Source organism: Aeromicrobium sp. Root472D3, from assembly GCF_001426485.1.
Taxonomy (GTDB): Bacteria; Actinomycetota; Actinomycetes; order Propionibacteriales; family Nocardioidaceae; genus Aeromicrobium.
Window position 1 is genome coordinate 1,802,481 of record NZ_LMET01000001.1, and the last position, 13,951, is coordinate 1,816,431.

Genomic DNA, 13,951 nt, shown 5'->3' on the forward strand with positions numbered 1-13,951 from the left:
CCCGGCCGCCAGCCCGACGAGCACACCAGACAGACACCCCGAGGACAACCGATGACCAGCTACGCCACCAGCCCCCAGCGTCCCAGCGGCATGCCGTTCCAGCGCTACCAGCCGTTCGCGCCGATCGACGTGCCCGACCGCACCTGGCCCGCCACGACGATCACGCAGGCGCCGCGCTGGTGCGCCGTCGACCTGCGTGACGGCAACCAGGCCCTGATCGACCCCATGACCGCGCCCCGCAAGCTGGCGATGTTCCAGCTGCTCGTGCGCATGGGCTACAAGGAGATCGAGGTCGGGTTCCCGAGCGCGAGCCAGACCGACTTCGACTTCGTCCGCCAGCTCATCGAGGGCGGGCACATCCCCGACGACGTCGTGATCCAGGTGCTGACGCAGTGCCGCGAGCCCCTGATCGACCGCACCTTCGAGTCGCTGGTGGGCGCCAAGCAGGCGATCGTCCACTTCTACAACTCGACCTCGACCCTGCAGCGTCGCGTCGTGTTCGGTCTCGACAAGGACGGCATCACCGACATCGCGACGCAGGGTGCCCGGCTGTGCATGAAGTACGCCGAGATCCACACCCCCGACACGAAGATCTTCTACGAGTACTCGCCCGAGTCGTACACGGGCACCGAGCTCGACTACGCCCTCGAGGTGTGCAGCCGCGTCATCGACGTCATCGACCCGACGCCCGACTGGCCGCTGATCATCAACCTGCCCGCGACGGTCGAGATGGCGGTGCCCAACGTCTACGCCGACTCGATCGAGTGGATGCACCGCAACCTGCCGCGCCGCGACAGCATCGTGCTGTCGCTGCACCCGCACAACGACCGGGGCACGGGCGTCGCGGCCGCCGAGCTGGGCTACATGGCCGGCGCCGACCGCATCGAGGGGTGCCTGTTCGGCAACGGCGAGCGCACCGGCAACGTCTGCCTGGTCACGCTGGGCCTCAACATGTTCAGCCAGGGCATCGACCCGCAGATCGACTTCCACGACATCGACGAGATCCGCCGCACGGTCGAGTACTGCAACGAGCTGCCGGTCCCCGAGCGTCACCCGTACGGCGGCGACCTGGTCTACACGGCGTTCAGCGGCTCGCACCAGGACGCGATCAAGAAGGGCTTCGAGCACATGGCGGTCGACGCGGCCGAGGCCGGCGTCGAGGTCGACGACGCGCCGTGGGCCGTCCCGTACCTGCCGATCGATCCCAAGGACGTCGGCCGGTCGTACGAGGCCGTCATCCGCGTCAACAGCCAGTCGGGCAAGGGTGGCGTCGCCTACATCCTGAAGAACGACCACCAGCTCGACCTGCCGCGACGCCTGCAGATCGAGTTCAGCCAGATCGTGCAGCAGCTCACCGAGGGCGAGGCCGGCGAGATCGAGCCGGCGTCGATCTGGGCGGCGTTCCAGCGGGAGTACCTGGAGCGCGAAGAGCCCTACCGTCTCGAGAGCTTCAGCTCGATCACCGCGACCGACGGCAGCGACCAGCAGGTCGTCGAGCTGCGGGTGCGCGGCGAGGTGCAGGAGTTCAAGGGCGAGGGCAACGGCCCCGTCGCGGCCTTCATCGACGGCATGCGCCAGGCCGGCGCCGACATCCGCCTGCTCGACTACTCCGAGCACGCGCTGTCGTCCGGCGGCGACGCGTTCGCGGCGTCGTACATCGAGTGCGAGGTCGCGGGCGAGACGGTGTGGGGCGTCGGCATCCACGAGAACATCGTGACGGCCTCGCTGCGGGCCGTCGTGTCGGCGGCCAACCGCGCCGTCGCCCAGACGATCCCGGGCTGACGTCCCCCGCTGGGCCTGTCGCCCGCGAGGTGGGCGACAGGCTCAGCGGCGTGCGGTGCGGCGCTGGTCGAGCACGAGCGTGACCAGTGCCAGGGCGGCCAGGACGGCCGCCGCGACCGAGAAGGCGATGCCGGTCGGGTCGAGCCCCCAGTGGTCGGACGCGATGCCGCTGCCGATCACGGGCACCGAGATCGCCACGTAGGCGACGACGAAGAACGCCGACGTCGTCCCGGCGCGCTCGTGCGGCTCGACGCGACCGAGCACCGCCGCGAGCCCCTTGCTGAACGACACGCCCTGCCCGGCTCCGGCGATCAGGGCCGCGAGCAGCATGAGCCACAGGTCCTCGGTGGCCAGCGCCGCCGTGAACAGCAGCATGCCGGCGGCCAGCAGCGCACATCCGCGCGTCACGCCGGTGTCGGTCGGGAGCCGGTGCCAGGCGACCTGCGCCAGGACCGACGCGCCGAACAACGCCGCGACGACCGACACCGACACGAGGGCGGGCGGGTCGTCGACGGCCTCGGCGACGAACCGCGGTGACACCGCGGTGAACAGCCCGCACACCGCGAACCCCGCGAACCCGGCGATCCCGGCGCCGACGAACGTCGTGCGGGCCTCGGACGGCACGGTCGGACGCTGCAGGCGGGGCCGGGCGCCGGGGGAGACCTCGACGGTCTCGGGCACCCGCGTCAGCAGCGCCAGCACGACGACGCCGATCGCCGCGTGCACGACGAACGTCAGGTGCACGGGCCACGGGAGGGTGTCGACCAGGACGGCGGCGACGACGGGGCCGAGCCCGAGCCCGCCGATGTTGGCCGCGGTCGCGACCAGGGGAGCCCGCGACCGCCAGCGCTCGGGAGCGGCCTCGAGGACGGCGGCGGTCGCCGTCCCGACGTAGATGCCGGCCGAGATGCCCGAGACGGCGCGCGCGAGCAGCAGCACCCAGGTGGCGTCGGCCACGAGGAAGACGACGTCGCTGGCCAGCGACGTGGCGAGGCCCGCCACCAGCAGGGGGCGGCGACCCAGGGCGTCCGACCACCTCCCGAACGCCAGCAGGGCCACCAGGACGCCCGCCGCGTAGGTCGCGAACACGACCGTCACGGTGGTCAGCGAGAAGCCGAGACGTTGCTGGTAGATGCCGTACATCGGTGTCGGCAGCGTCGTGCCGATCATCGTCACGAGGAAGGCGAGCGCGACGACCGCGAAGGCGCGGTCCCCGGTGAGGCGGGGCATGGGGCTCCTCGGCGTCGGTGATGGGACGTGGGAGGTCAACGCGGACGGCGCCGCGATCCATCCCCGGGCCTCTCTCGAGCCGCCAGGTTGCAGTTTGGTGTACCGGCCAGCCGGTACACCAACGAAACATTCGCGCGATATCCTCCTCGTGACGCCGATCACAGTCGGCGCGTCGAGATGCCGTGGTGCGACCCACCGTGGCGAGGGAGAAGGAGTGGCGATGTCACGCATCATCAACCAGGTCGCGGTGTTCGGCCTGGGCAAGGTCGGCGAGCTCGTCGCCGACCTGCTGGGGGAGTCCGGCTTCAAGGTCGTCGGCTACGACGCGGCGTCGCGTCCCGACCTCGGTTTCGAGACCAAGCTGCTGGACGTCCAGGACGCCGAGGGCCTGCGCGAGTCGCTGCGCGGCGTCGACGCCGTCGTGTCGTGCCTGCCGTTCCACCTCAACATCGCCGTCGCGGAGGCCGCCTACGACGCCCGGGTGCACTACTTCGACCTCACCGAGGACGTGCCGACGACCAACCGGGTCATCGAGCTCGCGGCCGACCGCCCCGGTGCCGCGTTCGCGCCCCAGTGCGGCCTCGCGCCCGGTCTGATCGGCATCATCGGTGCCTCGATCGCCCAGACCTTCGACGAGATCCGGTCGATCGAGCTCAAGGTCGGTGCGCTGCCGCAGAACCCGACGGGCCTGCTCGGCTACGCCATCAACTGGTCGCCCGAGGGCGTCGTCAACGAGTACCTCAACGACTGCGAGGTGCTGCGTCAGGGCCACCGCCAGATGGTGCCGGCCATGACCGAGAAGGAGCGCGTGTTCATCGGTGGCATCGAGCTCGAGGCGGCGCTGACGTCCGGCGGGCTGGGCACGATGTGCGAGACGTACGAGGGCTCGGTGCACCGTCTGGACTACAAGACGCTGCGCTACCCCGGCCACTTCGACCAGATGCACTTCCTGTTCGACGAGCTCAACCTGCGCGAGCAGCGCGACCTGGTCGGTCAGATGCTGGTCGACTCCAAGCCGCCGGTCAACGACGACGTCGTTTACATCCACGCCGCCGTCGAGGGGCGCAAGAACGGTCAGCCGTTCCGCGAGAACCACGTGCGCGCGTACAAGCCGCTCGACATCTCCGGACGCACGTGGCGCGCGATCTCGTGGACCACGGCGGCCTCGGCCGTCAGCGTCGTCGAGCTCGTGGCCGACGGCACGCTGCCCGCAACGGGCTTCGTCAAGCAGGAGGACATCACGCTCGAGGCGCTGTTCTCGACCCAGGCCGGTCGTCACTTCGCCGAGCAGGGGAAGGTGTGAGCATGAGCGCATCATCGGCGACGAGCGTCGCGAAGCAGGCAGCAGACATCCTCGACCGTCTCGGTGCGGGCGACCCGTTCGTCGCCGACGGCGACCTGGTGTGCCGGTCGCCGATCGACGGCAGCGAGCTGGGGCGACTGCGGTCGCACACCGCCGCCGAGGCGTCCGACGTCATCGGTCGCGCCCACGAGGCCTTCGGCCGGTGGCGCACCGTCCCGGCGCCGGTGCGCGGGCAGTTCGTCCGCGAGCTCGGCGAGCTGCTGCGCGAGCACAAGGACGACCTCGGCGCCCTGGTGTCGATCGAGGCCGGCAAGATCGTGTCGGAGGGCCTCGGCGAGGTGCAGGAGATGATCGACATCTGCGACCTGGCCGTCGGCCTGTCGCGCCAGCTGCACGGGCTCACGATCGCGACCGAGCGTCCCGGCCACCGGATGATGGAGCAGTGGCTGCCCCTGGGCGTCATCGGCGTCATCTCGGCGTTCAACTTCCCGGTCGCGGTGTGGTCGTGGAACGCGGCGCTGGCCTTCGTGGCCGGTGACGCCGTGGTCTGGAAGCCGTCCGAGAAGACACTGCTGACGGCGCTGGCGTGCCAGGCGCTGGCGGTCGAGGCGGGCCGTCGCGCGGGCGTCCCCGAGGGCCTGTCGGCCGTGCTGGTCGGCGACCGGACGGTCGGCGAGGTCATGGTCGACGACCCGCGCGTGCCGCTGGTGTCGGCGACCGGGTCGACGCGGATGGGCAAGGAGGTCGCCCCCCGGGTGGCCGCCCGCCTCGGACGGACGCTGCTCGAGCTCGGCGGCAACAACGCCGCGATCGTCGCGCCCTCGGCCGATCTCGACCTCGCGGTGCGCGGCATCGTGTTCTCGGCGGTCGGCACGGCGGGCCAGCGGTGCACGTCGCTGCGGCGCATCATCGTGCACGAGTCGATCAAGGACGACCTGGTCGCCCGCCTGAAGGCCGCGTACGAGACGCTGCCGATCGGCTCGCCGCTCGAGTCGTCGACGCTGGTCGGACCGCTGGTCGACCAGGCGGCGTTCGACGCGTTCGGCGCCGCGATCGAGACCGCCCGCGCCGACGGTGGCGAGCTCGTCACCGGCGGCACGCGCGCCGACGTCGAGGGCGACGGCTTCTACGTCCGCCCGGCGATCGTCGACATGCCGCGGCAGACCGAGATCGTCAAGGCCGAGACGTTCGCACCGCTGATGTACGTCCTGACGTACTCCGAGCTCGACGAGGCCCTGACGCTGCACAACGAGGTCGCGCAGGGCCTGTCGTCGTCGATCTTCACGCTCGACGTCCGCGAGGCCGAGACGTTCATGTCGGTGGTCGGCTCCGACTGCGGCATCGCCAACGTCAACATCGGCCCGTCCGGCGCCGAGATCGGGGGCGCGTTCGGCGGCGAGAAGGAGACCGGGGGCGGACGCGAGTCGGGCTCGGACGCGTGGCGCGCCTACATGCGCCGCACGACCAACACCGTCAACTACTCGACCGAGCTGCCCCTGGCGCAGGGGGTGGAGTTTGTCTGACGACGGGTCCGCCGTGTCGCCGACCGCACTGCGCGCGCGGTTCGCCGAGGCGCTGTCGGAGCTGTACGGCTCCGAGGTGCCGGCCTACACGACGCTGGTCGAGGTCTCGGCCGAGGTCAACGCCGACGTCCTGGCCAGCCGCGACGACGCCGAGCGGTTCGGGTCGATCGGCCGGGTCACGGCCGAGCGGCACGGCGCGATCCGGCTCGGGACGACCGACGAGCTGGCGCAGGTGGCCCGCATCTTCGGGGCCTGCGGCATGTACCCCGTGGGGTTCTACGACCTGCGCGAGGCGACGCCCGCGATCCCCGTCGTGTCGACGGCGTTCCGGCCGACCGCCCGGCCCGAGCTCGACGAGAACCCGTTCCGCGTGTTCACGTCGCTGCTCGTGGTCGACGACCGACGGTTCTGCGACGAGGGGCTGGAGGCCGAGCTGCGGGAGTTCCTCGCGGCCCGGACGCTGTTCCCCGGCGAGCTGCTCGAGCTGGCCGACCACATGGAGGGCGAGCACGAGCTGACGTCCGCCCAGGCCGACCGGTTCCTCGAGCTGGCGACGGCCGCGTTCGCGCTGTCGCCCGAGCCCGTCGACCGTGCCTGGTACGCGCGGCTCGAGGAGGTGTCGAGCGTCGCGGCCGACATCGGCGGCGTCGCGTCGACGCACATCAACCACCTGACGCCGCGGGTGCTCGACATCGACGACCTCTACGCGCGGATGTCCGAGCGGGGCATCGAGATGATCGACCGCATCCAGGGGCCGCCGCGCGCCGAGGGCGGACGGCCCGACGTCCTGCTGCGCCAGACGTCGTTCCGGGCGCTGGCCGAGCCGCGGACGTTCCGCGAGCCCGACGGCTCGCTGGCGTCCGGCGACCTGCGGGTGCGGTTCGGCGAGGTCGAGGCCAGGGGAGTCGCCCTGACGCCCAGGGGCCGCGACCTGTACGACGCGCAGGGCGTCGACGCGTTCCCGTCCACCGACGTCGAGCTCGACGCGGCCGATCTGGCGTACTACGCGCGGGCCGGCGACGGCACGCTGCAGCCGATCGTCTACGAGGACTTCCTGCCGAAGTCGGCGGCGGGCATCTTCGCGTCCAACCTGACGGGCGACGGCTCGGTCGACGGCTCGCGCGAGGGCACGGTCCGCGACGCGAGCTGGCTGCAGGACGTCCTCGGCCGCACCCTGCACGATCCGTACGACCTCTACGAGGCCGAGCGCGCCGCGACGCGGTGACCTGGCGACCTGTCCTCCACGGGAGCGGTGACCTGGCGACCTGTCCTCCGCCGGGACACGTCGCCAGGTCACCGTCTCGTGGTCAGGTCCAGATGGCGGGGTGCGGACGGTCGCGGGGCTCGGGAGGGAGACGCTCGGCGACGCCGTCGGCGACCCTGCGGGCGGTCCAGGCGGTCGCCGCCGCGTCGAGGACGTCGTCGACCGCGACGCCCCGCCGGCGCTCGGCCACGACGTCGATGCCGTGCGCGGCCAGCAGCGCGCGGCGCAGCGCCTCGCCCGGGGCGGTGGTCTTGCCGTCGACCAGCATGCCGCCGTTCATGGCCGCGAAGCACACCTCGGGGTGCGCCTCGACGACCGGCACGCCGGGATCGGACGTCAGCCAGTCGTGCACGTCGCGGATCTTCGGCACGAGGTACCACGTCTGCTTGCTGAGCCCCAGGCCCAGCGCGGCCCTGTTGGCCGCGTTGGCGGCGGGGTAGTCGGCGGCGTCGAGCACCGCTGCGGCGGGCGCGTTGAACACCGTCGACGCGCGGCCCGGCAGGAGACGGCGGGCCAGCCCCTCGGCGACCCGTGGCACGTCGGCTGGCAGCCCGATCGGGATGTCGATCGCGACGGCCTCGACGGGCCCCGCGGCCTCGACGAGCTCGGCGATCGTCGCCGCGACCAGCACGTCGGTGGAGCCGTCCCACCGCACGCCGACCCAGCCCAGCCTGCACCCGTCGACCCCCAGCACCGCCATGCGCCGATCCTGCCACTGGAATCCGTCGGCGGCCTGCGGGACGCTGTCGTCATGCCGAAGACCGTCCAGATCACGATCGACTGCTCCGACCCCGCGGCGCTGGCCGCCTTCTGGGCCCAGGCCCTCGACTACGAGGTGCAGGGGCCACCGCCGGGCTTCGACTCCTGGGACGACGCGCTGCAGGCGTTCGGCGTGCCGCCCGACCAGCGCAACTCCCGCTCGGCCGTCATCGCGGACGGCCTGCCACGGGTGTTCTTCCAGCGGGTGCCGGAGGGCAGGACCGGCAAGAACCGCCTGCACCTCGACGTCCGGGCGGCCCCGGGCCTGGTGGGTGACGAGCGCATGGAGGCGCTCGAGGCCGAGGCCGCGCGTCTGGAGGCCATCGGGGCCCGACGCGCCTACCGGGTCGAGCCTGACGGCCGCATGGAGCACGGCTTCATCACGATGCACGATCCCGAGGGCAACGAGTTCTGCCTCGACTGAGGCCTGCGCGTGGTCGGGTGCGCGGGCCGGCCGTGGCGCGGCGGGTGGCGCAAACGTCCCCGCCGCACGGCACAATGGACGGGTGAGTCTCTACCGCGACACCGGCATCGTGCTGCGGGTCCACAAGCTGGGTGAAGCCGATCGCATCATCACGCTCCTGACCCGGCAGCGCGGCATCGTGCGCGCCGTGGGCAAGGGGGTCCGCAAGACGACGTCGCGCTTCGGTGCGCGGCTCGAGCCGTTCATGCACGTCGACGTGCAGCTCGCCGAGGGGCGCTCGCTCGACATCATCACGCAGGTCGAGACCGTCAACGCCTTCGCCAAGGACCTCGGGCTCGACTACGAGGCCTACACCGCCGGCACCGCGATGCTCGAGACCGCCGAGCGGCTGGTGCAGGAGGACGGCGAGCCCGCCGTCGCCCAGTTCCAGCTGCTGGTCGGCGCCCTGCGCGCGCTGCGCCAGCGCACCATGGCACCGGGACTGATCCTCGACTCGTACCAGCTGCGGGCCCTGTCGATCGCCGGCTACGCGCCGACGTTCGACGGGTGCGCGCGCTGCGGCGAGGAGGGCCCGCACCGCAACTTCCACGCCGCATCGGGCGGCATGCTGTGCGACGACTGCCGCGTCGCCGGCTCGGCCGCCCCGTCGCCGTTCACCGTCACGCTGCTGGCCGGGCTGCTCAGCGGCGACTGGCCGACCGTCGGCACGGCCGACGAGCGGTCGCGGCGCGAGGCCAGCAGCATCGTCAGCGCCTACCTGTCGTGGCACCTCGAGCGGGGGCTGCGCTCGCTCAGCCACGTCGACCGGTGAGGCGTCCGGTGCGCCGCCCGGTGCCGCACGCCTCGGGAGCCACGCCGCCCAGCATCCCGGTGGCGCAGGTGCCGCGGCACGTCGCGATCGTCATGGACGGCAACGGCCGCTGGGCCAAGCAGCGCGGCCTGCCCCGCACGGCGGGTCACGAGATGGGCGAGGCGGCGCTGTTCGACGTCGTCGAGGGCGCGATCGAGATCGGCGTCAAGGCCGTGTCGGCGTACGCGTTCTCGACCGAGAACTGGAAGCGCTCGCCCGACGAGGTCCGGTTCCTGATGGGCTTCAACCGCGACGTCATCCGCCGTCGGCGCGACGAGATGCACGAGCTGGGGGTGCGGGTGCGCTGGGCCGGTCGTCGGCCGCGCCTGTGGCGCAGCGTCATCAAGGAGCTCGAGACCGCCGAGGAGCTGACCCGCGACAACGACGTGCTGACGCTGACGATGTGCGTCAACTACGGCGGGCGCGCCGAGATCGCCGACGCCGCGGCGGCGCTGGCCCGCGACGTCGCGGCGGGGCGGGTCAACCCCGACAAGGTCACCGAGAAGACGTTCGCGCGCTACCTCGACGAGCCCGACATGGAGGACGTCGACCTGTTCTGGCGCACGTCCGGCGAGCAGCGCACCAGCAACTTCCTGCTGTGGCAGTCGGCGTACGCCGAGATGGTGTTCAGCGACATCGCGTGGCCTGACGTCGACCGCCGCGCCCTGTGGGCCGCCGTCGAGGAGTACGCGGCGCGCAACCGCCGCTACGGCAGCGCCTGACCCGTTGTCGTCCGCGGACGCGCTACGGCAGCGCCTGCACCTCGGGCCACGGCGCGGTGCCCGCGAGGACGTCCTCGATCGTGGCGCGGAAGCCGGGGCAGCGCGTCACGTCGTGCGCCTCGCACTCGAAGGCGTGCAGCGTCATGGCGCGCGACAGCCGCATCTCCTCCATGCGGCGGTCGAGGTCGGCCAGGTGCTCCTGCAGCACGGCGTGGCGCTTGGGCCCGTGGTCGTCGTCGAGCAGCACGGCGATCTGGTCGAGCGTCATGCCGGCGGCCTTGCTGCGCAGGATGACGGCGATGCGCACGAGGTCGTCGTCGCCGTAGCGCCGCCGGTCGGCTCCGTCGCGCTCCGGCCGCAGCAGCCCCTTGTCCTCCCAGTGCCGCAGCACGTGGGTGTCGAGGCCGAACCGGGCCGCCGTGTCGCCGATCGAGCGCAGACTTGACTTCATGTCGACATGAACTCACACGATGAAGGAGTCACGCAACCCACGACCCCAGGAGATCACCATGCACGACGTCATCGTCATCGGCGGCGGACCCGCCGGCCTGCAGTCAGCCCTCACCCTCGGACGCATGCACCGCGACGTGCTGCTGCTCGACTCCGGTGAGTACCGGAACGCCACGGTCGACCATGCCCACAACTACGCGACGCACGACGGCATCGCGCCCGCCGAGTTCCGGCGTCTCGCCCGGGCCGACCTGGCGGCCTACGCGACGGTCGAGGTGCGCGAGGCGAGGGCCGAGCGCGTCGAGCGCGACGGCGACGGCTTCGCGGTGCACGTCGGCGGGACGACCGAGCGTGCGGCCGCCCTCGTGCTCGCCACCGGCGTGAGGGACGCCCTGCCCGACATCCCCGGACTGGCCGGGGCCTGGGGCAAGGAGATCGCCGCCTGCCCGTTCTGCCACGGACACGAGACGGCGGGGCAGCGGGTCGCCCTCGACCTCGAGGGGCCGCACCTCGACCGCCTCACCGCGATGCTGGGCCGCATCGGAGCCGAGCTGGTCGACGTCCACGGTCGGGTGCGCAGCATCGCCCGCGTCGACGGTGGCCTCGACCTGACCCTCGACGACGGCGGGACGCTGCGGGTCGGCGGCATGTTCATCGCGCCGACGTTCAGCCAGTCGGCACCGTTCGCCGAGCAGCTCGGCCTCGAGCTCAACGACTCGGGCTGCGTCCGCGTCGACGCCTTCCAGGCGACCTCGGTCCCCGGCGTGTTCGCCGCCGGCGACGCGGCTCACGTGCCGGCGCTGCCCGTGCCGATGTCGTCGATCATCACGTCGCAGGCCGCCGGCATGGTCGCCGGCGCGGCCGCCGTGCAGCACCTGCTCGCCCGCGAGGCCGCCCCGGTCGGCTAGGCGTCGAGGGGCCCCGGCCAGGACCGATAGGCTGGGGTCCTATGCGTATCGCCAGGTTTGCCGGGGACGACGATCCTCGTTTCGGAGTCATCGGGGACGACAACGGTGTCCCCACCATCGCCGTGCTGAACGGGGACCCGCTCTACGCGGGCCTCAACCTCAGCGGCCAGAAGATCCCGCTCGCGGACGTCCGGCTGCTCGCGCCGGTCATCCCGCGCAGCAAGGTCGTGTGCGTCGGCAGGAACTACGCCAAGCACGCCGCCGAGCTGGGCAACGACGTGCCCGAGGAGCCGCTGATCTTCCTCAAGCCCAACACCAGCGTCATCGGGCCCGGTGAGCCGATCTTCTACCCCGAGCAGAGCAGCGACGTGCAGTTCGAGGGCGAGCTCGCGGTCGTCATCGGACGCATCTGCCGCGACGTCCCGGCCGACGACGCGAAGAAGGTCATCTTCGGCTACACCGTCGCCAACGACGTCACGGCGCGCGACCTGCAGAACAAGGACGGCCAGTGGGCCCGCGCGAAGGGCTTCGACACGTTCTGCCCCCTCGGGCCGTGGATCGAGACCGACTTCGACCCGTCCGACGTCCGCGTGTCGACCGAGCTCGGCGGCGAGACCAAGCAGGACGGTCGCACGTCCGACATGGTCTTCACGGTGCCCGACGTCATCGCCTACGTCTCGTCCTTCATGACGCTGCTGCCCGGCGACGTCATCCTCACCGGAACGCCCGACGGCGTCGGCCCCATGCAGGTCGGCGACAGCGTCAGCGTGACGGTCGAGGGCATCGGCACCCTCACGAACCAGGTGGTCTCCCGCAATGACTGACATCTCGACCGGCTCCCCGTCCCGTCCCGTCGTGGCGCGCTTCTGCCCGTCCCCGACCGGCAACCCGCACGTCGGCATGGCCCGCACGGCCCTGTTCAGCTGGGCGTTCGCGCGCCACCACGGTGGACGGTTCGTGTTCCGCATCGAGGACACCGACACGTCGCGCGACAACGAGGAGTCGTACGCGCTGCTCGTCGAGGTCATGCACTGGCTCGGCCTCGACTGGGACGAGGGCCCCGAGGTCGGCGGCCCGAACGGCCCCTACCGCCAGTCCGAGCGCATGGACGTCTACGCCGACGTGGCCCAGCAGCTGCTCGACGCGGGCTACGCCTACAAGGCGTACGACTCCGCCGAGGAGCTCGAGGCCCGCCGCAACGCGGCCCGGGCCGCCGGCAGGCCGAGCGGCTACGACGGCCTGCACCGCGACCTGACGCCCGAGCAGGCCGCCGCGTACGAGGCCGAGGGCCGCGAGCCCGTCATCCGCTTCAAGATGCCGCAGAAGGACTGGACGTTCACCGACCTGGTCCGCGGCGAGATCACGTTCGGCGCCGAGAACGTGCAGGACTTCGTGATCGTCCGAGCCAACGGCCAGCCGCTCTACACGCTGACCAACCCCACCGACGACGCGCTGATGGGCGTGACGCACGTGCTGCGCGGCGAGGACCTGCTGAGCTCGACGCCCCGCCAGATCGCGCTGTACGAGGCGTTCGCCGAGATCGGCATCGGGGGAGGGTTCACCCCCGAGTTCGGCCACCTGCCGTTCGTGATGGGCGAGGGCAACCGCAAGCTCTCGAAGCGCGATCCCGAGTCGAACCTGCTCGACTACAAGCCGAAGGGCTTCCTGCCCGAGGGCCTGCTCAACTACATGGCCCTGCTCGGCTGGTCGATCGCCGACGACCGCGACGTCTTCAGCATCCCCGAGATGGTCGAGGCCTTCGAGATCGGCAGCGTCAACGCCAGCCCCGCGCGCTTCGACATCAAGAAGGCCGAGGCGATCAACGGCTCGCACGTGCGCCTGCTGAGCGAGAGCGAGCTGCGCGACCGCCTGGTGCCGTACTTCCAGGACGCCGGGCTGATCGACGAGGTGCCGACCGAGACGCAGCTGGGGGTGCTGGCCGCGGCGACGCCGCTGGTCCACGAGCGCATGACGTTGCTCACGGAGGCCGTCGACATGCTGCGCTTCCTGTTCGTCTCCGACGACGAGTTCTCGGTCGACGAGGCCGACGCGGCCAAGAACCTCGACGAGAAGGGGCTCGAGGTCGTGCGCGCCGCCCGCGATGCGCTCGACGCGATCCCCGGCACCGCCGAGTGGACCACCAGCACGATCGAGGGCGCCCTGCGGGTCACGCTGATCGACGGCATGGGTCTCAAGCCGCGCCTGGCATTCGGGCCCGTTCGCGTCGCCGCGACGGGCAGCCGCATCTCCCCGCCGCTGTTCGAGTCGCTCGAGCTGCTCGGCCACCGCCGGACGATCGCGCGCCTGGACGCCGCGCTGGGGTGACCCGGTTTGGGCTGCGGGCGTCCCGTCGGGTAAAGTCTGACCTCGGTTCGGACAGCGTCCGCAGCCAGTGGGATATGGTGTAATTGGCAACACAGCGGTTTCTGGTACCGCCATTCTAGGTTCGAGTCCTAGTATCCCAGCGACACCCTCCGAACAGCCTGCGAAGGGCTTTTGGTAGGGTTCTCGAGGTCGCAAGACCACCCATGGCCCCGTTGTGTAGCGGCCTAGCACGTCGCCCTCTCAAGGCGGTAGCGCGGGTTCGAATCCCGTCGGGGCTACCATGGACAAGACCCCCTGATCAGCCGAAGCGCTGGCCAGGGGGTCTTCTGTATCTCGGGACGTCCCAGGACCGGCCGTTCCCGTGACGGATCGAGGTCGTTGCCCGATCATTTCCTGCAGCAACGATCTTGA

General features: G+C 71.5%; 13 protein-coding genes and 2 tRNA genes. 12 read left to right on the forward strand and 3 right to left on the reverse strand.

Annotated features, from left to right (window positions below; translation table 11 throughout):
* Window positions 1-51 precede the first annotated feature (51 nt).
* On the forward strand, window positions 52-1,782 hold the full coding sequence (leuA, locus tag ASD10_RS08840) for a 2-isopropylmalate synthase (protein WP_056607416.1): 1,731 nt from the start codon (window positions 52-54) through the stop codon (window positions 1,780-1,782).
* A gap of 42 nt (window positions 1,783-1,824) precedes the next feature.
* On the opposite strand, the gene ASD10_RS08845 is transcribed toward leuA, so the two are convergent.
* Window positions 1,825-3,012 (reverse strand): MFS transporter, encoded by a 1,188-nt coding sequence (locus ASD10_RS08845; RefSeq protein WP_056607419.1) that lies wholly within the window; start codon window positions 3,010-3,012, stop codon window positions 1,825-1,827.
* Window positions 3,013-3,232: 220 nt separating this feature from the next.
* Between ASD10_RS08845 and ASD10_RS08850 the strand changes: the two genes are divergently transcribed.
* From ASD10_RS08850 to ASD10_RS08860, 3 genes are read left to right on the forward strand one after another with little or no spacing between them, the layout of a single operon-like run.
* Window positions 3,233-4,315 carry a saccharopine dehydrogenase family protein gene (locus tag ASD10_RS08850; RefSeq protein WP_056607421.1) on the forward strand — a complete coding sequence of 361 codons (1,083 nt, stop codon included), beginning with the start codon at window positions 3,233-3,235 and terminating at the stop codon, window positions 4,313-4,315.
* 2 nt (window positions 4,316-4,317) lie between these two features.
* Window positions 4,318-5,838: an aldehyde dehydrogenase family protein gene (locus tag ASD10_RS08855; RefSeq protein WP_056607423.1), complete on the forward strand. Its 1,521-nt coding sequence runs from the start codon at window positions 4,318-4,320 to the stop codon at window positions 5,836-5,838.
* A gap of 13 nt (window positions 5,839-5,851) precedes the next feature.
* Window positions 5,852-7,063, forward strand: coding sequence for a VOC family protein (locus ASD10_RS08860; protein ID WP_235501792.1), 1,212 nt, complete (start codon window positions 5,852-5,854; stop codon window positions 7,061-7,063).
* Between the two features lie 82 nt (window positions 7,064-7,145).
* On the opposite strand, the gene ASD10_RS08865 is transcribed toward ASD10_RS08860, so the two are convergent.
* The gene (locus ASD10_RS08865; RefSeq protein ID WP_056607427.1) at window positions 7,146-7,802 is read right to left on the reverse strand and encodes a DUF429 domain-containing protein; all 657 of its coding nucleotides are present in this window, start codon (window positions 7,800-7,802) and stop codon (window positions 7,146-7,148) included.
* A gap of 51 nt (window positions 7,803-7,853) precedes the next feature.
* Between ASD10_RS08865 and ASD10_RS08870 the strand changes: the two genes are divergently transcribed.
* The 3 genes from ASD10_RS08870 (at window position 7,854) to ASD10_RS08880 (ending at window position 9,857) form a co-directional block, all read left to right on the forward strand.
* Complete coding sequence (locus ASD10_RS08870; protein WP_056607430.1) at window positions 7,854-8,285, forward strand: VOC family protein; 432 nt, start codon at window positions 7,854-7,856, stop codon at window positions 8,283-8,285.
* An 82-nt stretch (window positions 8,286-8,367) separates the two neighbouring features.
* Window positions 8,368-9,096 (forward strand): DNA repair protein RecO, encoded by a 729-nt coding sequence (gene recO, locus ASD10_RS08875; protein WP_056607432.1) that lies wholly within the window; start codon window positions 8,368-8,370, stop codon window positions 9,094-9,096.
* A gap of 8 nt (window positions 9,097-9,104) precedes the next feature.
* Window positions 9,105-9,857: an isoprenyl transferase gene (locus ASD10_RS08880; RefSeq protein WP_235501793.1), complete on the forward strand. Its 753-nt coding sequence runs from the start codon at window positions 9,105-9,107 to the stop codon at window positions 9,855-9,857.
* Window positions 9,858-9,879: 22 nt separating this feature from the next.
* On the opposite strand, the gene ASD10_RS08885 is transcribed toward ASD10_RS08880, so the two are convergent.
* Window positions 9,880-10,308 carry a MerR family transcriptional regulator gene (locus ASD10_RS08885; protein WP_056607436.1) on the reverse strand — a complete coding sequence of 143 codons (429 nt, stop codon included), beginning with the start codon at window positions 10,306-10,308 and terminating at the stop codon, window positions 9,880-9,882.
* Window positions 10,309-10,366: 58 nt separating this feature from the next.
* On the opposite strand from ASD10_RS08885, the gene ASD10_RS08890 reads away from it, so the two are divergent.
* The 5 genes from ASD10_RS08890 to ASD10_RS08910 all read left to right on the forward strand — a co-directional run bounded on the left by ASD10_RS08890 (window position 10,367) and on the right by ASD10_RS08910 (window position 13,821).
* Entirely contained in the window at window positions 10,367-11,215 is an 849-nt protein-coding gene (locus ASD10_RS08890) for an NAD(P)/FAD-dependent oxidoreductase (RefSeq protein WP_056610061.1), read from the forward strand.
* Window positions 11,216-11,256: 41 nt separating this feature from the next.
* Window positions 11,257-12,039: a fumarylacetoacetate hydrolase family protein gene (locus tag ASD10_RS08895; protein WP_056607438.1), complete on the forward strand. Its 783-nt coding sequence runs from the start codon at window positions 11,257-11,259 to the stop codon at window positions 12,037-12,039.
* On the forward strand, window positions 12,032-13,540 hold the full coding sequence (gene gltX, locus ASD10_RS08900; RefSeq protein WP_056607440.1) for a glutamate--tRNA ligase: 1,509 nt from the start codon (window positions 12,032-12,034) through the stop codon (window positions 13,538-13,540). The genes ASD10_RS08895 and gltX overlap by 8 nt, the downstream gene beginning before the upstream one ends.
* A gap of 68 nt (window positions 13,541-13,608) precedes the next feature.
* A tRNA-Gln gene (locus tag ASD10_RS08905) sits at window positions 13,609-13,680 on the forward strand.
* 65 nt (window positions 13,681-13,745) lie between these two features.
* Window positions 13,746-13,821: transfer RNA gene (locus ASD10_RS08910), tRNA-Glu, on the forward strand.
* The last annotated feature ends 130 nt before the right edge of the window (window positions 13,822-13,951 follow it).